Source organism: Planococcus soli (assembly GCF_016881065.1).
GTDB classification, from domain to species: Bacteria; Bacillota; Bacilli; order Bacillales_A; family Planococcaceae; genus Planococcus; species Planococcus soli.
The window spans coordinates 64,190-85,944 of sequence record NZ_WXYN01000011.1; the positions used below are offsets into that span (position 1 = coordinate 64,190).

The 21,755-nt window shown below is 45.9% G+C and carries 17 protein-coding genes; 14 read left to right on the top strand and 3 right to left on the bottom strand.

All coding sequences use genetic code 11. The annotated features are described in order from the left end of the window. Positions 1-224 precede the first annotated feature (224 nt). A complete protein-coding gene (yhfH, locus tag GJB59_RS04825; RefSeq protein ID WP_142828783.1) occupies positions 225-350 on the bottom strand; it encodes a protein YhfH in 126 nt (41 codons plus the stop codon). 142 nt (positions 351-492) lie between these two features. Between yhfH and lplA the strand changes: the two genes are divergently transcribed. The 7 genes from lplA (at position 493) to GJB59_RS04860 (ending at position 9,761) form a co-directional block, all read left to right on the top strand. Continuing rightward, the gene (lplA, locus tag GJB59_RS04830) at positions 493-1,485 is read left to right on the top strand and encodes a lipoate--protein ligase (RefSeq protein WP_142828785.1); all 993 of its coding nucleotides are present in this window, start codon (positions 493-495) and stop codon (positions 1,483-1,485) included. 72 nt (positions 1,486-1,557) lie between these two features. Further along, positions 1,558-2,262 (top strand): response regulator transcription factor, encoded by a 705-nt coding sequence (locus GJB59_RS04835; protein WP_142828787.1) that lies wholly within the window; start codon positions 1,558-1,560, stop codon positions 2,260-2,262. Beyond that, on the top strand, positions 2,262-3,365 hold the full coding sequence (locus tag GJB59_RS04840) for a sensor histidine kinase (RefSeq protein ID WP_142828789.1): 1,104 nt from the start codon (positions 2,262-2,264) through the stop codon (positions 3,363-3,365). The genes GJB59_RS04835 and GJB59_RS04840 overlap by 1 nt, the downstream gene beginning before the upstream one ends. Further along, positions 3,268-4,041, top strand: a complete 774-nt coding sequence (locus tag GJB59_RS04845; RefSeq protein WP_142828791.1) for an ABC transporter ATP-binding protein — start codon at positions 3,268-3,270, stop codon at positions 4,039-4,041. Before GJB59_RS04840 ends, GJB59_RS04845 begins: the two co-directional genes overlap by 98 nt. Next, the gene (locus GJB59_RS04850) at positions 4,013-5,950 is read left to right on the top strand and encodes an ABC transporter permease (protein ID WP_142828793.1); all 1,938 of its coding nucleotides are present in this window, start codon (positions 4,013-4,015) and stop codon (positions 5,948-5,950) included. Before GJB59_RS04845 ends, GJB59_RS04850 begins: the two co-directional genes overlap by 29 nt. Positions 5,951-6,047: 97 nt before the next feature. After that, the gene (locus GJB59_RS04855; protein ID WP_142828795.1) at positions 6,048-7,601 is read left to right on the top strand and encodes a fatty acid--CoA ligase family protein; all 1,554 of its coding nucleotides are present in this window, start codon (positions 6,048-6,050) and stop codon (positions 7,599-7,601) included. A gap of 183 nt (positions 7,602-7,784) precedes the next feature. Next, the gene (locus tag GJB59_RS04860) at positions 7,785-9,761 is read left to right on the top strand and encodes a S9 family peptidase (protein ID WP_142828797.1); all 1,977 of its coding nucleotides are present in this window, start codon (positions 7,785-7,787) and stop codon (positions 9,759-9,761) included. A 70-nt stretch (positions 9,762-9,831) separates the two neighbouring features. On the opposite strand, the gene GJB59_RS04865 is transcribed toward GJB59_RS04860, so the two are convergent. Further along, positions 9,832-10,608, bottom strand: coding sequence for an enoyl-CoA hydratase-related protein (locus tag GJB59_RS04865; protein WP_142828799.1), 777 nt, complete (start codon positions 10,606-10,608; stop codon positions 9,832-9,834). Between the two features lie 101 nt (positions 10,609-10,709). On the opposite strand from GJB59_RS04865, the gene GJB59_RS04870 reads away from it, so the two are divergent. Next, positions 10,710-12,326, top strand: coding sequence for an ABC1 kinase family protein (locus tag GJB59_RS04870; RefSeq protein WP_142828801.1), 1,617 nt, complete (start codon positions 10,710-10,712; stop codon positions 12,324-12,326). A 210-nt stretch (positions 12,327-12,536) separates the two neighbouring features. On the opposite strand, the gene GJB59_RS04875 is transcribed toward GJB59_RS04870, so the two are convergent. Then, a complete protein-coding gene (locus GJB59_RS04875) occupies positions 12,537-13,091 on the bottom strand; it encodes a competence protein ComK (protein ID WP_142828804.1) in 555 nt (184 codons plus the stop codon). Between the two features lie 177 nt (positions 13,092-13,268). Here GJB59_RS04875 and GJB59_RS04880 point away from each other — a divergent pair, with 177 nt between their 5' ends. The 6 genes from GJB59_RS04880 (at position 13,269) to GJB59_RS04905 (ending at position 21,714) form a co-directional block, all read left to right on the top strand. Beyond that, positions 13,269-13,511: an IDEAL domain-containing protein gene (locus GJB59_RS04880; protein ID WP_142828806.1), complete on the top strand. Its 243-nt coding sequence runs from the start codon at positions 13,269-13,271 to the stop codon at positions 13,509-13,511. Positions 13,512-13,755: 244 nt separating this feature from the next. Beyond that, the gene (uvrB, locus tag GJB59_RS04885; protein ID WP_142828808.1) at positions 13,756-15,738 is read left to right on the top strand and encodes an excinuclease ABC subunit UvrB; all 1,983 of its coding nucleotides are present in this window, start codon (positions 13,756-13,758) and stop codon (positions 15,736-15,738) included. Positions 15,739-15,744: 6 nt separating this feature from the next. Then, positions 15,745-18,627, top strand: coding sequence for an excinuclease ABC subunit UvrA (gene uvrA / locus GJB59_RS04890; protein WP_142828810.1), 2,883 nt, complete (start codon positions 15,745-15,747; stop codon positions 18,625-18,627). A 100-nt stretch (positions 18,628-18,727) separates the two neighbouring features. Then, on the top strand, positions 18,728-19,900 hold the full coding sequence (locus GJB59_RS04895) for a DUF4097 family beta strand repeat-containing protein (protein ID WP_142828812.1): 1,173 nt from the start codon (positions 18,728-18,730) through the stop codon (positions 19,898-19,900). A gap of 114 nt (positions 19,901-20,014) precedes the next feature. Next, positions 20,015-20,458, top strand: a complete 444-nt coding sequence (locus tag GJB59_RS04900) for a potassium channel family protein (RefSeq protein WP_142828815.1) — start codon at positions 20,015-20,017, stop codon at positions 20,456-20,458. Positions 20,459-20,481: 23 nt separating this feature from the next. Continuing rightward, positions 20,482-21,714 carry a M20/M25/M40 family metallo-hydrolase gene (locus tag GJB59_RS04905; RefSeq protein WP_185960084.1) on the top strand — a complete coding sequence of 411 codons (1,233 nt, stop codon included), beginning with the start codon at positions 20,482-20,484 and terminating at the stop codon, positions 21,712-21,714. The last annotated feature ends 41 nt before the right edge of the window (positions 21,715-21,755 follow it).

Consider the following 21,755-nt stretch of genomic DNA (forward strand, 5'->3'; position numbering starts at 1 on the left):
ACCAATCTCCAAGCTGCCACTTCTCTCTTGCGAAAAAAAATTTAAGCCTGCTCCCATTGTTGGAGCAGTGACGGAGCGAGGTGAAGAGCGACACGAGCTACATGACCCACATCCTGTGGGCCCGAAAGCGTCCACTTGGAGAGATTTCTTAACTATTTCGAAAACAAAAAATGAGGCAACGCTGTTTAGCGTTGCCTCATTTTTAAAAGTATTTTTAGTTGATTTTATAATTCGTTGCAGGAATCACATTTAGTACCATAACATTCATGCTGCTCTTCGATCTTTTCTCCACAAGATGCGCACTGTTTCGGGGGCAAGTTCTTGAAAAATTCGACTACGTTTTCAATCATAACTTCCATCTCCTTTGTTATAGTACTGTTGGTGTTTAAAACAGTGTATTATAACAGTTTGGATTCGTCAACCCTAAACAATGAATTTATTTAAATAATCCGTTAAACTAGAAACAGGAACGCAGCCAAAAGGAGAGAGATTATGTATTTCGTAGACAATAAAGGCATTACAGATCCACGGATTAACCTGGCAATCGAAGAATATTTATTGAAGTCGATGAACGTTGAAAAGGATCCATTCCTTCTGTTCTATATCAATGAACCTTCCATCATCATCGGCAAGAACCAAAACACGTCAGAAGAAATCAATACGGATTATGTGGATTCAAACGGCATTCATGTCGTGCGCCGTTTGTCCGGCGGCGGAGCGGTTTACCATGATCTTGGGAATTTGAATTACAGTTTTATCACAGTGGACGACGGCAACAGCTTCCGCAATTTCCGAAAATTCACGGAGCCTGTAGTAAAAGCCCTTCAGAGCCTTGGCGTCAATGCAGAGCTGTCCGGGCGCAATGATTTGATGGCAGAAGGCCGAAAAGTTTCGGGCAATGCGCAATTTTCAACGAGAGGGCGCATGTTCAGCCACGGGACGTTGATGTTTGATACACAAGTGGACGCAGTGGTCTCTGCACTGAAAGTCAGCAAAGAGAAAATCGAGTCGAAAGGCATCAAATCGATTCGCAGCCGTGTGGCGAATATTTCTGAGTTTCTGAAAGAGCCGATGACTGTGGAAGAATTCCGCAACGCTGTTTTGCATTCAATTTTTGAAGGTGAAGAAAATGTCCGCTACTATGAACTGACAGACGAAGACTGGAAGAACATTCATGAGTTGTCGAAAGAGCGCTACGGCAATTGGGATTGGAATTACGGCAAGTCGCCAAAGTTCAACATCAAGCATTCGCACCGCTTCCCGGTTGGCGGTATTGATGTCCGTCTTCAGGTAGAGAAGGGCATCGTGCAGGACGCCAATATTTACGGCGACTTTTTTGGAGTAGGCGATGTATCTGAAATCGAACAGGCAATCATCGGTTCGAAATATGAGCGTGCTTCTTTGGACATGGCGATTGAAGGAATCGATATTCCGAAACTTCTTGGCGGCATCACAACGGAAGAGTTTTTGAAATTAATTTACTAAGAATGTCCGGGAGCCTGCTTTTATGCAGGCTCTTTTGTTAAAATGGAAAGAAAAAGGAAAGGGGGAATCAATGTGGCTGTTCAACGGATCTTCATTGTAGAAGATGATTTGAAAATTGCGGAGTTATTGGCAGAAACCTTACGAAAGTACCATTACGAAGTAGAGACCGCAAAAGATTTTGATCAAATCATCGAAGAATTCGAAGCTTTTGATCCCCATTTGATTTTACTCGATATTAATTTGCCTTCTTATGACGGCTATTACTGGTGCCGCCAGCTCAGGCAGCAAACCACTTGCCCGATATTATTCATTTCAGCCCGTTCAGGGGAGATGGATCAAGTCTTCGCACTCGAAAACGGCGGAGATGATTTTATTACGAAACCTTTCCATTATGAAATCGTCCTTGCAAAAATAAGAAGCCATTTGCGCAGGGCTTACGGCGAATATGCGCCGAAGCAGGAAGAGCGCTCCATTAAAGCGGGGCGCATTGTGCTGTACATGGAACGCATGGAGCTCCACGTAAAATCGGAAGCTATTCCGTTGCAGAAAAAAGAATGCACGATTCTCGAACTGCTGCTAACGAGCTATCCTAAAGTGGTGTCTCGCGAGCAGCTGTTGGAGGAACTATGGGATGACCAGGCCTTTGTCGATGAAAACACATTGAATGTCAATATGACGCGCGTCCGGAAAAAACTCTCCGACTACGGCGTGCTGTCTGCCATCGAAACGGTCAGAGGGGCTGGATACCGGCTGCTGCTCCATGAGGAGGAAGCATAATGCTGCGATTATTCCTTAGAGAGCATGCGGCCTTCATCGTCTTTCAGATTGTGCTGGTGGCGTTCATCATGCTGCTGTACTGGCTGGATGGCTTCCGTAATCTGGATACGGCCATCTATTCGTTTGTCATTAGCACGGTATTGGTTATCACGTTCCTGACAGCCCGGTTTGTCAAACGCTATCAGTATTACCAGCGGATTTTGGCAACGCCGCAAAGCATGGAACACGTACTTCAGCGTGAAGGGAAATCACCTGAACAGATTCAGAACGAAATTTACCTGCAGAAATTGTACCGTTTGTACCAGCACGAAGTGCAATCCTTATACGCCACCCAAAACCGTCATCTGCAGTTTATGAACCAATGGGTGCATCAGATGAAAACGCCTTTATCCGTTATGCATCTGCTGCTTCAGGAAGAGCAGGAACTTGATAAGAATAGTGTCCGCGAAGAAATGGACCGCTTGAAAGCAGGATTGGATACGGTTTTGATGAATGCCCGTTTAGATACGTTTGAGCAAGATATGCAGATTGAACAAGTTGGTTTGCGTTCTTTGGTGAGCGAAGTGGCCACAGAGAACAAGCGGTTGTTCATATCAAAACGTGTTTACCCGGAAATTTCGATTGGTGAAGACCATATTGTCGCAACCGATCAAAAATGGATGAAGTTTATCATCGGTCAATTTTTGACAAATGCGGTCAAATATACGTTCGAACCGAATAAAAAAGTGATGATTTCCGCTGAATGCTCAAATGGCAACACGCTTCTCACAATTCGGGACGAAGGGATCGGCATTCCTTCGTCTGATCTGCCGCGTGTTACCAAGGCATTTTTCACTGGAGAAAATGGACGGAAAACGGGAGAGTCTACAGGAATGGGTTTGTTCTTGGCAAAAGAAGTTTGCCGAAAACTGGGCCATGAACTATCGATTTCTTCCGTTCAAGGAGAAGGGACAACCGTCTCTGTGCTGTTCTTCAACCAAGATCTTGCAACACAGGAGGAAAATGATGACAGTAGTGAAAATCGACGAAGTGACAAAAGTATACGAGGGGAAAGTGACCCGCCGAGCAGTCAACCAGCTGAGCTTCACAGTGGAAAAAGGTGAGTTTTTGGCAGTGATGGGACCTTCAGGCAGCGGCAAAACAACGCTGTTGAATTTGATTTCCACAATTGACTCACTGACTTCCGGAGAAATTTTAATCGATGGCACCAATCCGCATCTCTTGGATAAAAATGAGCTGGCGCTGTTTCGCAGAAGGGAATTGGGGTTTGTTTTTCAGGACTTTAATTTATTGCAGATGCTGACAGTGGAAGAAAACCTGGTGCTGCCATTGACGCTTGATTATGTACCGATTGATGAAATGGCACGGCGGGTACTGCTAGTTGCCAAACGCCTCGGGCTGACTTCAATCCTTCATAAAAAGCCGAATGAAATTTCCGGAGGAGAAGCCCAGCGAACGGCAATTGGCCGGGCACTTATCCACCAGCCCGCACTCATTCTTGCAGATGAGCCGACAGGGAATCTGGACTCTAAATCGTCGCGCGACGTGCTGGAAATTTTATCGAATGCGGCCAAGGACAACGAAACAACGATTATTATGGTAACGCACGATCCAATTGCTGCGAGCTATTGCGACCGTGTCCTATTCATTAAAGATGGTGAATTTTTCAATGAAATTTATGGAGATGAACGGCGTCAAACATTTTATCAGCGGATTTTGAATGTCCTGTCGTTGCTAGGAGGATCCGTGAATGACCTTTCGGCAACTCGCTTACCATAATGTTGTCCGCAACCGAAGAAATTACGCGGCGTTCTTTTTAGCCAGTGTTTTTTCAGTCATGGTATTTTTTGTCTACTCGATGTTCATTTTTCATCCGGCGTTCGAGGAAGAAGGTCTTCGGCTGCTTGCCATACGCGGAATGCTGATCGCGGAAGTGGTCCTCTATATTTTCACGTTGTTTTTCCTGTTTTATTCAATGAGCGCTTTTTTGCAGGCACGTTCAAAGGAATTCGGTGTACTGATGCATTTAGGAATGACGAAAAAGCAACTGAACAAACTAATCTTTTTTGAAATGCTCATCATTGGTACGGTTTCTACTGCGACAGGCATTGCGTTCGGTTTTGCTTTTTCGAAATTCTTTTTTATGATCGGCCGGGAAATCATGGAGCTGGAGTCTTTGCCGCTGTATGTGTCGTGGGAACCGTTCCTGCTGACCATTGCAGCGTTTGCCAGCCTGTTTGTCATTATTTCGTTCATCAGTGTCGGATTTATCCGCACAAAGCGGATTGTCGATTTGCTGCAAGGCTTTTGGAAAGTGGAAGAAGAAACAAAATCGTCGACGGTGTTGTCGATTATGGGAATTGTCTTTTTGGCCGTCGCTTATACATTCGCTGCGAACGTTTCTGACCGGACCGTCTACCAGATGATTTTTATCGTTCCGCCGCTTGCCACATTCGGCACGTATTTATTTTTCACCCATACGATTCATTCTTTGCTGCGGCTGTATAAACGCAAAAAGAATGTCTATTGGGAAAAAACGCGTTTAGTTTCGCTGGCAGAAGCTTCGGTCAAACTGAAAGACAGTGCCCAAATGTTCTTCATTGTCACAATCGTATCGACAGTTGCTTTTTTGACGGTGGGAACGTTGGCGTCTTTCATGTCCTACACAGGTGATTTCCGCGAATCCAACCCGCTTGGCCTCGTCTATATTTCTTTTAATGGCAACGAACAGGAAGCAGAGCATATCGAGCGCCTGACAAGCCAGTTGGAAAGTGAACAATTATCCTATGACCTGGTCGAGCTGACGGTAAAGCGCCAAACGTCAGGTGCTACCGGTAACGATGTGGACATCTTATCGCTGTCCGAGTTTAATCGCCTAGCAGGCGCGCTTGATTTTGATCCGGCACAATTGCAGGACGGCGAGGGGATGTTTGTCCCTTTTTCATTAGATGCTTTAAAAGAGCTGGAGAGTACAAGCGTCGACACCGTGTTGTTTGAGAGTGACGTGTCTCTGTCGATTCGATCGACTTACCCGCATGTCGTCTTTCCCATCCATACTTTAAATGTCAATACGATTGTGGTCAGCGACGCCGATTATGAAGCAATCGATCAGCCGCTGTTAGGATATGAAACAGGCACATCGGATTTTACTTATTATGCCTTTGATGTGCTAAATTGGACAGAAACGATAAATATCGGCAATCAGCTTACGAATACAGTGAGCGAAGCGGTGGAAACCGCAGATTTCAGTGGAGTAAACTTTTTCTTTGAAAATCCGGGCGATGATTACCGCTGGTTCAAATCATCGTTTGCCTTGCTGCTGTTTATCGGCGTTATGGTAGCTGCTGTCTTTCTCTTAGCAGCCGGCAGCTTTATTTATTTCAAATTGTATACTGGCCTTGAACGGGACCGGAAACAATATAAACTATTGGTTCGCTTGGGCATGACGGATAAGGAACTGGGCAAAATCGTCAACCGGCAACTGGTACCCCAATTCTTTTTGCCATGGATCCTAGCTTTGCTGCACAGCGCATTTGCTTTTATTTCGCTGCAAGTGGTATGGGAGGAATTTGCCGAGCTTTCGATTCTCGGAGAAATGGCATTGGTACTGGGCGGCTTTACCGTTGCTCAAATTTTATACTTTTTCTTGATCCGTTGGCGCTATGTCGCCCATCTACAGGCACCGTAAATTTACGGTGCCTGTTGTATTGTCTGAAGATTTATTTTATAATAAAAATAGATTAAAATATGAATGAGTATTCATTCAATATGGAAGAGGGATGGAAATGAATTTAATGTCATGCGTTCATGAAATTGCTGAGCAGGATTCTGCCAGAGTCGCTTACAGCTTTATGGGGAAAGATACGAGCTACGGTGAATTCGATCAGTCTGTTGCTGTTTTTGCTGGTGCTTTGCGAGGGTTAGGCGTGGAAAAAGGGGACCATGTCGCATTTCTTTTAGGCAACACACCACATTTTTTAATTTCTTTATACGCCACGATGCGTTTGGGCGCTACAGCAGTGCCAATCAATCCTATTTACAGCCCGGATGAAATCGCTTACATCGTTAATAACAGCGATGCCAAAGTAGTTGTAGCGCTTGATATGCTTTTGCCGCTTGTGGAAGGAGCGCATAAGGCGCTGCCGGCTGTTGAATCTTATATCATTTGCGAGATAGATCCGTCGACTCCAGAGAAAATGGGGCAACTCTCTGAAGAAGTGAAAGGAAAAGTCCATTCGTTTACAGGACTGTTAGGCAAATCAATGCCGCATGCTGGATTTGCGGAAGTCCAAGCAGACGATAATGCAGTTATTTTGTATACATCTGGTACGACTGGAAAACCAAAAGGAGCCATGCTGACGCATCAAAACTTATACTCGAACGCGCGTGATGTCGGTGAATACCTCCAAATCGGTGAAAATGACCGAGTGGTGGCAACACTGCCAGTATTTCATGTATTCGCACTGACGGTAGTCGTAAATGCACCTCTTTTGCAAGGCGCAACGATTGTCTTGGTGCCGCGCTTTAATCCGAAAGAGGTATTCGAAGCGATCAAGACGTCCAAAGCGAGCGTTTTTGCCGGAGTACCGACCATGTTCAACTTCATGAACCAATTGCCGGATGTCGACCCTGCTGATTTCGCTTCTGTGCGTTTGGCGGTTTCTGGTGGTTCTGCGATGCCGGTGGCTTTACTTCATAGCTTTGAAGACAAATTCAATGTCCGTATTTCAGAAGGCTATGGGTTGTCTGAAGCTTCGCCAGTTACTTGCTTTAACCCGATTGACCGCGAGCGGAAAGCCGGTTCGATCGGAACTTCCATTATCAATGTGGAAAATAAAGTCGTCAATGAGCTGGGTGAAGAAGTGGCTGCGAATGAAGTCGGAGAGTTGATCGTCCGCGGACAGAACGTCATGAAGGGTTATTATAAAATGCCTGAAGAAACTGCTTCAGCAATTCGCGATGGATGGCTGTACACAGGGGACTTGGCCCGTGTTGATGAAGAAGGCTATTTCTATATCGTAGACCGTAAGAAAGACATGATCATTGTAGGGGGCTATAACGTCTATCCGCGCGAAGTCGAAGAAGTGCTGTTTGCACATCCAGCCGTTTTGGAAGCAGCAGTTGTCGGCTTGCCGGATCCGGATTTTGGCGAAGCGGTAAACGCCTATGTCGTGCTGAAGGATCCCGCTGTCTCGGTGGAAGAACTGAAAGTGTATTGCGCAGAGCATTTAGCGAAATACAAAGTTCCAAGACAATTTGAAGTGTTGGAAGAATTGCCGAAAAATACAACTGGTAAAATTCTACGCCGCTCGCTAAAAGATCAGGCGATGCAAAAATAAATTGGTTAAGAGTAGCTCCGGCATAAAACCCGGAGCCTTTTGCTGTTTAAAGGTCAAAAGGTCAGCTCTTTTTCCATCATTGATGCCTTGATTAGAATTTGATTGAAAAAACTGACATTTTTGATTATAGTTAAGGGGTAGTATTACGAATTTCGAAATAGTTAGATTCGAGGAGGAAATAGAATGGCGAAAAAAGCAGTGGAAATTAAGGATTTAACCCAATTGGTTTCAGTAACAGACCCACAGATTTCACCAGATGGAAAAAGAGCGGTGTTTGTCCATACAAAAATTGATGAAGAAGAAAATACATATAGATCCCATCTATACCATATTGACCTGATAACCGGACAGCGGGCGCAGTGGACACATGGCAAGGAACGGGTGAGTTCACCACGGTGGTCAGCTGATGGTACGGCTGTGGCTTTTTTATCGGATCGGGACGAAAAAAATCAGTTGTTCGTGATGTCGGCTGCTGGCGGGGAAGCACGGTCGCTGACAGATTTCGAAAAAGGGGTCAATGGATTTGAGTGGTCGCCGTGCGGCACTAAAATTTGGTTTACTGCATTGGCGAAAGAAGGGAAAACGTTCACGGCTAAGGAAGAAAAAGAAGAAAAGAAACAGCCTGAACCGTATCATGTCGACAAAATGAAATACAAGATGGACGGCATGGGCTTATTGCCCAAAGACTTTCATCGCCATATTGGATCGGTGCATATCGACTCAAAGAAAGTAGAGCAGCTGACGGAAGGAAGCTACCATTACGGCCTCGAAGCTGTCTCGCATGATGGCAAAAAACTGATTTATGGTGTAACTCGTGAGGAGAATCTGGATTTTGTCTTCCGGCAGCCTCTTTATATTTATAATCTGGAGACTAAAAAGGAATCGGTACTGATCGAAGAAGAAGGTTATTTCGGTGGCGTGGCTTTTTCATTCGACGATTCAAAGGTCGCTTTTGTAGGAAGCATGCGACAGTATGAAAATGCGACACATACAGAAATTTATGTAGCGGATTTAAACGGCCAAACCCGCATCTGTCTAACCGAAGGGTTGGATGTGCCTGTCGGTGATTATGTGGTGGCCGATCACCAGCAGGGGGCGGCTGCACCGGGTGTTGTGTGGACGAAAGAGGATCATTTGTATTTCCAAGTCTCGACGATGGGAGATGTACGCCTGTATTTCGCTTCACTTGATGGCATGATTTTTCCAGCTTCTCCTGATATGGAACATGTTTACGGCTATGATGTTTCGAAAGATGGCGAATTTGCGATTGCAGCTATCAGCAATCCAGTCAATCCAGGTGAATTGTACCGTTTGACGATTGCGGCGGGTGAACGTGAGGCATTAACTGGTTTCAACCAGGAATTCCTGGAAAACACAGAGTTGACTGAAGCACAGCCAATCGTTGCAAAAGGATCAAAAGATTGGCCAGTCCATGGCTGGCTGATGAAGCCGTATGGCTATAAGGACGGCCAGAAATACCCGTTGGTTGTCAATATTCATGGCGGACCGCATGCTATGTATGCCAATACCTTTGTCCATGAAATGCAATTGCTGGCAGCACGCGGCTTTGGCGTTCTGTATGTTAACCCGCGCGGCAGCCATGGCTATAGCCAGGAGTTTGTCGACGCAGTGCGCGGCGATTATGGCGGGGGCGATTACGAAGACATCATGAATTCGGTCACCGATACGGTGGAATCGAACGACTGGATTGATGCTGACCGTTTAGGTGTTACCGGCGGAAGCTATGGCGGTTTCATGACCAACTGGATTGTCGGTCATTCAAACCGTTTCAAAGCGGCGGTGACCCAGCGCTCCATCTCCAACTGGGTGTCGTTCTTCGGCGTTTCGGACATCGGCTATTATTTCAGTGACTGGCAGATTGGTGCAGATATGACGGATGTCGACAAACTATGGGAGCATTCGCCATTGAAGTACGCCAAGAATGTAGAAACTCCGTTGCTGATCCTTCATTCAGAAAATGATTACCGCTGTCCGATCGAACAGTCGGAACAATTGTATGTAACATTGAAGAGCATGGGCAAAGAAACGGAATTTGTCCGTTTCCCGGAAGCTGACCACAATTTATCGCGAACCGGCAAACCGAATCTTCGCTTCGCACGTCTCGAGCAGATTACGGGTTGGATGGAAAAATATTTGTAAGTAGTAAAACGGAGCGGCTCATAAAAGCCGCTCCGTTTTTAGTTTGAGAAAACATAAGATTCGTTCTTCCTTATCTTCCTTTAAACACAGGTTTGCGCTTTTCGCCGAAAGCGGCAAGTGCTTCCATCCGGTCTTCTGTCGGGATGGTGATTTCGTAAGCCTTGCGTTCGATTTGGAGGCCAGTCTGCAAATCCGTGTTCATGCCATTCTTAACAGCGAACTTTGCCTGTTGAAGGGCAATGGGGCCATTTGCCAAAATCGCATCGGCAAAAGCACCGGTTACTTCTGCCAGCTGTTCACGCGCTGCAACACGTGTCACCAACCCATAATCCAGTGCTTCCGCAGACTTCAGGCGTCGGGCAGTCAATATCAATTCCAATGCTTTGGATTCTCCGATCAAGCGCGGCAAACGCTGTGTGCCGCCAGCTCCTGGAATGATGCCCAGGCTAGTTTCAGTGAGGCCAAGCAAGGTGTCATCAGCGACAATACGGAAATCACATGCCAGCGCGAGCTCCATGCCGCCGCCGAATGCAAATCCGTTCATCATAGCGATGGTCGGCTGCGGCAAGCTTTCAATGGTGGAAAATACTTCGCCGATTTTGAAAATATTGCGTTTGACGTGCTGTTCCGTCAAATTCTTGCGTTCTTTCAAGTCCGCTCCAACGCTGAATGCTTTTTCGCCTGCCCCTGTAAACACCACAACCCGAATATCGGGATTGATGCGGATCGCTTCCACGACCTGGCCCAGTTCGAGGAGCATGTCGTAGTTGAAGGCATTCATTGCTTCTGGCCGGTTTAAGGTAATAAAAGCTAAATTGTTTCGTTGTTCGTAATGAATTGTGTCCATTTTCATCCCCCTTGTGTCGTTCCATCCGTTAAAAACATACCACTTTTTGGACTATTTCGCTATCAGACTCTATAATGAAATCCATGGGAGGGACTGCACTTATGAATCAAATTACGTTTATCCGCATCTTCCGGATTGTCTGGCTGGCAGTCAAAATCTTTTTGCAAGTGACGTTCTTCCAGAAGAGAAATCGTGGAAATTGGAACCCGCTCGTTGAAAAAAGATGGAACGAGATGATAACAAAGCAAGCTAAAGAATATAAGAACCTGGCATTGAAGCTGGGCGGACTTATGATTAAATTGGGCCAGTTCTTGTCAACACGGGCAGACATCATGCCGCCTTCATTTCTTGCAGAATTGGAAGGGTTGACTGACCGGGTACCATCCGTTCCAAGAAAGAGCATCGTCTCGGTGCTGGAGCAGGAATGGAATACACCGCATACGAATTACCTGGAGCAATTGTCGGATTCGGCAGTTGCATCAGCTTCTATTGGTGAAGTATATAAAGGCGTATTGAAAAACGGCATGGAAGTGGCCGTCAAAGTACAGCGGCCAGGAACAGACCGTATTTTGCGCGCGGATTTCAAAGCAATCCGCATCGTCATCTGGATGGCTGAAAAGTTCACTCCGTATGCCAAACAAATTGATTTTAAATTATTATATGCGGAAATGACAGAGACGATTGGTGCGGAATTGAATTTTTTGAAAGAGCTTCAGAATGGCCGTTCTTTTGCCGATCGCTTTGACGCTATGGAAGGTGTGCGCATTCCGCTGTATTTTGATGAATTTACGACGCGGCGTGTATTGGTCATGGAATGGATCGAAGGGGCGCGCATCACAGACTTGGCATTCATCGAAAAAAATGAACTGGACCGCCATGAAATTTCAGAGCGGCTGTTTATTTTATTCCTGGAGCAGGTTTTGTACGGTGGGCAATTCCACGCAGATCCTCATGGAGGCAACATCCTGCTGGAACCGGACGGCGGAATCGTCCTGATCGATTTCGGTATGATTGGCAATATCAGCAAGAAGGATTCCCAAGCGGTATTAAGGGCAGCGGAAGGCGTCATCTTCAAGAACTACGATCAAGTGCTTGATTCACTCGAAGACCTCCGGTTCTTATTGCCGCAGGCCGATCGTGCAGTATTAGGAGATGCCATTTCCCGTCTTATCACCGCTTACGAATCGAACGAACTTTCGCAAATGGACAGTTTTGTCGTTGAGCGCCTATTACAGGACATGCAGGAAATCGTCCGGACACAACCGGTTCAACTGCCTGCAGAGTTTGCCTTTTTTGGACGGGCTGCTTCCATTTTTGTCGGCGTCCTGCATGTATTGGATCCCAATGTGGACTTGCTGGCGCTTGCCAGACCAAGAATATTGGAATGGGCTTCTTCACAGAAAGAAGGCAAAGGCATCTTTGGAAAAGAGGATGTCCTGCGCTGGGCACTGAACGCGACGGGGCCATTGCGTGTATTTCCACAAAAAGTCATCAACTACCTGGAGGAACCGGAACGTCTCCGTCATTACCTCGAAAATCGGGATGGCCGGGAACGGGAGTATCGGCGTGATTTGCAATCCCGGATGTTTGCCGGGATTTTCACCATCATTTCATTTACCGGAATTTCTGTTTCTGTTTGGTTCTGGAACGAACCGTACTTATGGGTTTCCTCGGTATTTTTCGTCGGTTCCCTATGGGCTTACCGCTCCATTAAATAAGCAAGGAAAAAATAAAGAGCTGTCGCCAAAGTCATTGCTATGACTTCGGCGACAGCTCTTTATTCATATAGTAGAAACGGATGGGTGAAGATAGAAAGCTTTTGCAGTAAGGAACAGAGGTCCATATGCAGTGGCTCCATATGGAAAATGCTGCGCGGCAATGGGGATGTGGCCTTTACAGGGAACATTTTGCATATTGAAAAGCAGAATTTATTCGAGCGGCTGCTGTTTGCGCGGAGGGAAGGTCCGTTTTGTCACATAAGCCATAGGATGGTGATGAACACGCTGCGCCTTTTTGAAGTAACGGCGCAGCGAACCGGCAAAAGAATGCTGATTCCGTAAAGCGATGGGAGACACATCCAAATAAACCGTCTCGCTGTTGCTTAAGTATATAATGCTGCCTTTGCCGCTGCTGTCGCTTTCGATCAAATCGATGGCATCGTAATTAAACCAAACGCATTCTTTGTTTTTTGGAGAGTGTGTCGGGAAGAAAATGAGTGGATTGCCGTAATACTCGCCTATGATGACAGGGGGCTTGTGTTTTACGCCGACAGCTTTTTGGGCATAGAGTGTGGCACTTTCCAGCGAAGCGCGATAGAATCGGCAAGAAGTTGTCACTGTTTTATAAACCGCTTCTTCAACGATAAATTCACTGCGGTCTTCAATCACACGCATCCAGGTGCGATGGCCATCCGAATAGGGTAAAAGGGCATAAGTATTTGCGCAGATCGTATACGAATGTGGTCTATGGTTCTTTTTGCTCATGAAGATTAACCCCCTAAATTTACTTTACATACCTTATTATAATAAAAAATGGAAATTTCGCAATGCGCATTAGATTGAAAATAAAATTTTTTCTATTTCATCGGAATTTTCAAATAAATCTTGATTTATCCTCTTTGTCTAATGTATACTAATGAAAAGCATTCGGGGTGAAGAAGAATGGAAAACTATTATTCTTATGCTGATTTCATGAAAGCGATGGCTCAAACAAAAAAAATCACAGAAGCGGAAAAACTGCTGAATGACATCTACTTGGATCTGTTCTTAAAGCATGTACACCGTTCCCAACAGGAAGCACAGCTGTTGACTCTTATCGATGAAGCCCTGGATAGTCATGATCAAAAAGCGTTCATCACATATGCCGCTCAATTACAAAGTTTAAAGCATGAAGAAGCTGAATAAATGGCTGCTTGAAAAGAGTCTTGAAAAAAGGGAAGCCGGATGGATCCGGCTTCCCTTTTTGTTTTGCAATTTTTGAGAACCACAAAACTTCTGTTTAGGGAAAAGCACTTCCAGGATTAAAACCCATTATTGCTCACTATTTTTTAGCAGGCCGCACAAAAAAACATACGTTCGCTTTTTGTTAGTGGTTTTTTAGGGCATATGGTAAAGTAGAGGTATTGAAAGAACGGGAGGACGTCATATCATGAAACAGGAATTTAATCTTCAAGCACCATACGAACCAGCAGGCGATCAGCCCCAAGCCATTACGGAACTGACACAAGGCATCATCAATGGCAAGCGCTGCCAGACCTTGCTGGGAGCCACAGGTACAGGGAAAACCTATACCATGTCGAATGTCATCCAGCAGGTGAAGAAGCCGACACTCGTCATGGCCCACAATAAAACACTGGCAGGACAGCTCTACAGTGAATTCAAGGAATTCTTCCCTGATAACGCTGTTGAGTATTTTGTCAGTTATTATGATTATTATCAGCCGGAGGCATATGTGCCGCAATCGGATACGTTTATTGAAAAAGATGCCAGCATCAATGATGAGATCGACAAGCTGCGCCACTCTGCTACGAGTTCATTATTCGAGCGGGACGACGTGATCGTTATTGCTTCCGTTTCTTGCATTTACGGACTTGGTTCACCAAAAGAATACCGCGAATTGGTCGTTTCCCTTCGCAAAGGCATGGAAATTGAACGCAACCAGCTGCTGCGGAAATTAGTGGATGTCCAATACGAACGCAACGATATCAATTTTATCCGCGGAACATTCCGTGTACGCGGGGACGTCGTTGAAATCTTTCCAGCGTCACGCGATGAAAGATGTCTCCGAGTAGAATTTTTTGGCGATGAAATTGACCGGATCCGGGAAGTCGATGCACTGACAGGTGAGATTATCGGTGAACGCGATCATGTCGCCATCTTCCCGGCATCCCACTTTGTTACGCGCGAAGATAAGATGGTCAAAGCGATTGAAAACATCGAAGCAGAATTGGAAGAGCGTTTGAAAGAAATGCGCGCCGAAGACAAATTGCTGGAAGCGCAGCGGCTTGAACAACGGACGCGCTATGATTTGGAAATGATGAGGGAAATGGGTTTTTGTTCCGGTATCGAAAACTATTCACGGCATTTGACGCTGCGTCCAGCAGGTGCCCAGCCCTATACATTGATTGATTATTTTCCGGAGGACTTTCTTCTGGTGGTGGATGAAAGCCACGTGACGTTGCCGCAGGTGCGCGGCATGTTTAATGGTGACCAGGCTCGCAAAAAAGTGCTGGTCGACCATGGTTTCCGTCTGCCATCAGCGATGGATAACCGGCCGCTGACTTTTGATGAATTTGAAGATCATATCAGCCAGGCAGTATTTGTTTCGGCTACTCCGGGACCTTATGAATTGGAACACACCCCGGAGATGGTCGAACAGATCATCCGGCCGACTGGGCTGCTTGACCCAACCATTGAAATTCGTCCGATCGAAGGCCAAATTGATGACTTGATGTATGAAATTCGCCAGCGTGCCGAGAACAACGAGCGTGTATTGGTAACCACATTGACGAAAAAAATGTCGGAAGATTTAACGGCTTATCTGAAAGATGCCGGCATCAAGGTCAATTACCTCCATTCCGAAATCAAGACGCTGGAACGGATTGAAATTATCCGCGAGCTGCGGATGGGCGTCTATGATGTATTAGTCGGCATCAACTTGCTGCGTGAAGGATTGGATATTCCGGAAGTTTCTTTGGTGACCATTCTGGATGCCGACAAAGAAGGATTCTTGCGTTCAGAACGCGCCTTGATCCAAACGATGGGCCGTGCAGCAAGAAACTCAAACGGCCACGTTATCATGTATGCGGACCGAATAACCGATTCGATGCAGAAAGCGATGGACGAAACAACCCGCCGCCGCACAATCCAGGCCGATTACAATGAAAAACATGGCGTAACGCCAATTACGATACAGAAGAAAATCCGTGACGTTATCCGTGCGACTGCTGCTGCGGAAGAGTCAGAGGAATATATTTCAAAAGCGGTATCAGGCAAAAAGCTCAAAAAAGAAGACCGCCTGAAACTGATCAGTTTACTGGAAACAGAAATGAAAGATGCGGCAAAAGCGCTCGATTTCGAACGGGCTGCAGAACTGCGTGATACAGTGCTTGAATTGAAAGCGGAAGGATGATGGAAAGTGAAAAAACAGGAAATACGCATACAAGGCGCGCGCGCGCATAATTTAAAAAATATTGATGTTGTCATTCCGCGTGACAAGCTTGTTGTGATGACCGGACTGTCAGGGTCCGGCAAATCCTCTCTGGCATTTGATACGATTTATGCAGAAGGACAGCGGAGATATGTAGAATCGTTGTCTGCATACGCCCGCCAATTTTTGGGGCAGATGGACAAGCCGGATGTCGATTTGATCGAAGGCCTGTCACCGGCCATTTCAATTGACCAGAAAACCACCAGTAAAAATCCGCGGTCCACAGTAGCGACGGTCACGGAAATCTATGACTATATGCGCTTGATGTTTGCCCGAATCGGCAAGCCAATCTGCCCGAATCATGGGATTGAAATTTCATCGCAGACAATTGAACAGATGGTTGACCGCATTGTGGAATATCCGGAACGCACCAAGATGCAAATTTTGGCACCGATTGTCTCAGGGCGCAAAGGCACCCACGTCAAATTGCTTGAAGATATTAGAAAGCAGGGTTATGTGCGTGTCCGTGTCAACGGGGAACTGATTGATCTGGATGATAATATTACATTGGATAAAAACAAAAAGCACAATATCGAAGTGGTCATTGACCGAATCATTATTAAAGAAGGCATTGCACCGCGTTTGAGCGACTCACTGGAATCGGCTCTACGGCTAGCAGATGGACGGGTATTGGTTGATGTAATGGAGCAGGAGGAATTGCTGTTCAGTGAACACCACGCATGTCCGATCTGCGGATTTTCCATCGGAGAATTAGAGCCGAGAATGTTCTCGTTCAACTCGCCATTCGGGGCGTGCCCGGAATGCGACGGCTTGGGAATGAAACTCGAAGTCGATCCTGACCTGGTGATTCCAGACTGGAGTGTGTCACTTAATAAAGGAGCCATTGTCCCTTGGCAGCCGACTAGTTCACAATACTATCCGCAATTATTAAAAGCGATCTGCAAGCATTACAAAATCGATATGGACGTCCCTGTCAGTGATTTGCCGGAAGAGCACATCAATGTCATCCTGCGCGGCTCTGGAAGTGACAAAATCCGTTTCCGCTATGAAAACGATTATGGACAGATTCGCGACAACCACATTCAATTTGAAGGGGTGCTCTCCAATGTGGACCGCCGCTACCGTGAAACATCATCTGATTATATCCGCGAACAGATGGAAAAATACATGGGCGAGCAGCCGTGTACGGTTTGTGAAGGCTATCGCTTGAAACCCGAAACGCTGGCTGTTAAAGTCAATGGTCTGCATATCGGTACTGTGGCTGAATTCTCTATTATCGAAGCCAATCAGTTTTTCGATCAACTGGTGCTGTCTGAAAAAGATATGCAAATTGCCAAATTGATCCTGCGTGAAATTCAGGAACGTGTCGGTTTCCTGATCAATGTCGGTTTGGATTACCTGACCTTAAACCGAGCATCAGGAACGCTGTCGGGAGGAGAAGCACAGCGCATCCGTTTGGCGACTCAAATCGGTTCTAGACTGACTGGCGTTTTGTATATTCTCGATGAACCTTCGATCGGCCTGCATCAACGCGACAATGACCGGTTGATTGAGACCTTGAAAAGCATGCGTGACATCGGCAATACGCTAATCGTTGTCGAACATGATGAAGATACGATGCTGGCAGCCGATTACCTGATTGACGTTGGACCTGGAGCCGGCGTTCATGGAGGGGAAATCATTGCGGCAGGGACACCCGATAAGGTGATGAAAAACAAAAAATCATTGACCGGACAATATTTGAGCGGCAAAAAATTTATTCCATTGCCTGCAGAGAGAAGAACTCCAAGCGATCGGAAGATTTCAATCCGCGGCGCAAATCAAAACAACTTGAAAAAAGTGGATGTCGATATTCCGCTTGGTTTGTTTACAGCGGTAACCGGCGTTTCCGGATCCGGGAAAAGTACACTCATAAATGAGATTCTCTACAAAACGCTTGCGCATCGATTAAACCGTGCCAAAGCGAAACCTGGCCATTTTGATTCTATAGAAGGCACTGAAGAGTTGGAAAAAGTCATTGAAATCGACCAGTCGCCGATCGGCCGGACGCCGCGGTCAAACCCGGCAACTTATACCGGTGTTTTTGACGATGTTCGGGATGTTTACGCCACTACGAACGAAGCAAAAGTCCGCGGCTATAAAAAAGGCCGTTTCAGCTTTAATGTCAAGGGCGGTCGCTGTGAAGCTTGCCGTGGAGATGGTATTATAAAGATAGAAATGCATTTCCTTCCGGATGTCTACGTTCCATGCGAAATTTGTCATGGCAAACGGTACAACCGGGAAACCTTGGAAGTGAAATATAAAAATAAAAGCATTGCCGATGTACTGGCGATGACCGTGGAAGATGCCTATTCATTTTTCGAGAACATTCCAAAGATTAACCGGAAGCTGAAAACCATTGTAGATGTGGGATTAGGATATATCACCATGGGACAGCCCGCTACAACTTTATCCGGAGGGGAAGCGCAGCGCGTCAAGCTTGCATCTGAGCTTCATAAACGTTCAAACGGCAAGTCATTCTACATTTTGGATGAGCCGACGACCGGTCTTCATGCTCATGATATTTCCCGATTGCTGACGGTCTTGCAGCGGCTTGTTGAAAATGGCGATACGGTATTGACCATTGAACACAATCTGGATGTCATAAAGACGGCAGACCATATTATTGACCTAGGCCCTGAAGGCGGCGATAAAGGCGGCACCATCTTGGCGACAGGTACGCCAGAAGAAATTGCCGCTGTTGAAAATTCCTATACCGGCAAATACTTGAAGCCGATTCTAGAGCGGGATCGTGCGCGGATGGAAGCAACCGTCAAAGGAGCCAGCCGGAAGAAAAAAGCAGTGAAATGAAACTTTTGTCGCTGGCAAACGTAACAATTAGAAAGACAGATCTGTTTGTTCCGGTAAGCTTGTGCTTATCGGCATTCAGGCAAAAAGGAGGCCAAAATACATGCAAAGCGAAAAAGAACGCATTTTAGACATGGTAGAGAACGGCACGATTTCAGCGCGGGAAGCGGTTGAGTTGCTGCGTGCTATAGATGGCAACAGTTCTTCTTCGAATGAACCGAATTACGGCCGCAACAGCCAGAAAGACAAATCAGCAAAACGCGGATTTTTCAGACCTGAAGATATTGTGAAAAAAGTATCAAAAGACTTCTCGAAGAATGTATCGAAAAATGTCTCAAAAAATGTATCGCGTGATTTTAACGACTTTGGTACCCGAATGATGGACTTTATGCAATCTTCTGTAGGCAAGCTGAAAACGATAGAATTCGATTCGCCATTTGGTGAAGCAGTTCAATTCAGTCATACTTTTACAGATGAAATGACTGATTTAAACACTATCATTGCGGATATTGCCAATGGCCAATTGGAAATTTTTCCATCTCAAGACGGCTTGCTGCGCGCAGAATGCAGCGTTAAAGCTTACCGGGCAGAATCCCCGGCACAGGCAAAAGAAGATTTTCTTGATAAGTTCGTCTTTATTGCCGATGATCACAAACTGCGGATCATCAGTGACTTTAAAACAACTCAAGTAAATGTGATTCTTTATGTGCCAGAAGCTTCCTATGAACACATTACAGCCCGCTTGTTTAATGGCGGATTCACAATGAAGCGCATTGATGCTGCGTTAATCAAAGTGAAAACGGCGAACGGCAAAATCGATTTGAAGCATGTGGAGTTTGATGATGCAGAATTGGAAACTGCCAATGGTGCGATTCACGTTCAGGAAACCAAAGGCAAAGTACTGGAAGCCGAAACCTTGAATGGCCGCATTTACATTGATGGCGATATTCAGACAATCGTTTCCAAGTCATTGAACGGCAATATTGTCGCTACAACAAGATGCAAAGAAGCACGGAAACTGGAAGCGAAAACGTTGGCAGGAAATGTTGAAATTTACATCCCAGCGCATTTGCCGCTGAAAGGTGAGGTTTCATCAAATCTTGGTAAAATGGATGTCTTGCTTTCGGATATCGACAGCACGCATGAGCAAGGACAATTCATGCAAAAATCGATCCGGTTCTCAAAACAGGGGACTGAACCAGCTGCAGCTCCATTATTGGTCTATGGCGAAACGAAAACAGGTTCTGTCCTGCTTCGCTATTTAACAATCGAATAAAGCAATCTCCGAGCCGGCACATGCATTTTGTGTCGGCTTTTCTAACGAAATTCACATAATTGGTATTTTTCTCATTTTTCTTTTACCATTTAAATAAAGGAAAGGTTTTGAGACATGCTAGCTACTATTTTAATCGGACTCACAATCCTTCTGATGCTGTTGAATCTGTACTACTTCTTCACTAATCAACAGCAGAAGGAAAGCTTCATCCATACTTCATTATTTACAAAACTGTTTCTCGTCATGACCGCAATCACTTTCGGTTTTGCAGTCATTTATTACTTGCTTTCTATGAATACCGATATCCTCCGGATCAGTGATGAAACTGGAGGAGCGGCGGGGGATAGCTTCTGGGATTATTTGTACTTTAGTGGTGTGACGATGTTATCCATCGGCTATGGAGATATGGTCCCGGTTGGTTCTGCACGTTTTTTTGCTGTCATTCAAGCGGCATTAGGCTTGCTTCTGCCATCAGCCTATTTTGTGAAAGCATTTAATGAAATGGGAAGCCAGGAAAAAGAAGGACAAGGAAACCGAAGCGATAAAAAAAGTGAATAAAAAGAAAAAGGAGGAAAAGAGCAGTGAATAAAAAAACAACCCGTAATTTAGAAGCTACATTCGATCAATTGGTGAATGAACCCACCATTCAACAGGCACTCGCATTTATTGAACAGGACCATCCGCGTACAATCGAAGAACAGATTGCCTTGACGGAAATTCCAGCACCTCCATTCAAAGAACAGAGGCGTGCTGAAAACTTCATGGAGCGTCTGAAGGGCTTGGGATTGACAGATGTTCGCATGGATGCGGAAGGAAATGTCTATGGTTTGCGAAAAGGGCAAGGAAAAGGTCCGAAAATTTTTGTGTCGGCACATTTGGATACGGTTTTTCCTGAAGGGACGGACACTACGGTCCATCAGAAAGAGGGTATTTTGCATGCGCCTGGAATTGGGGATGATACCCGTGGACTGGCGGAATTGCTGGCAGTTGTAAGAGCCTTTAAAGAATCGGATATTGAAAATAGCGGCGATATTATTTTTGGCGGGACAGTCGGCGAAGAAGGGGCCGGCGATTTGCGTGGAGTAAAAGCCTTTTTTACGGAGCATCAGGACATTGAAGCGTTCCTGTCACTGGATGGTCCAGGATTTAATTACATTACGTATTTGGGCACAGGGAGTTATCGCTACAAGATTACATATAAAGGACCCGGTGGACATAGCTTCGCGGCTTTTGGCACACCGAGTGCAACCCATGCGTTAGGACGGGCGATGGCGGCAATTGCTGACCTGGAAACGACCAGTGAGCCAAAGACCACTTTTTCAATCGGAGAGGTTTCCGGAGGAACTTCGGTCAACGCCATCGCCCAGGAAGCCATGATGCTGGTCGATCTCCGTTCCAATGATCAACAGGAACTGGACAAACTGGAAAAGCGTTTTCTAAAAATCGTAGAAGAAGCGGCTCAAGCTGAAAATGCACGTTGGGGTGATGTCCGCCTGCAGGTTGAAACCGACCGTTTTGGCAACCGGCCGCCGGCAAGCCAATCGGCCGAAGAGCCGATTGTACAAGTGGCAAGCGCAGCATTACGGGCACTTGGAGAAGAACCTGAGTTGAAGGAGCCAAGCAGCACGGACGCCAACTATCCGATGAGTATCGGAATACCGGCTATCACCATCGGTCTCGGTGGTGAGTTTGACAAGGCACACACATTGGAAGAATGGCATGATCCTAAAAATGGACATTTGGCCATCCAAAAAAGCTTGATGACAATACTGGGACTGGTCGGTGTTGAAAAAATCAGTCCGCCATTGCTTTAAAAATGAAAAAATCCGGACGGCCTATGAGGGCTATCCGGATT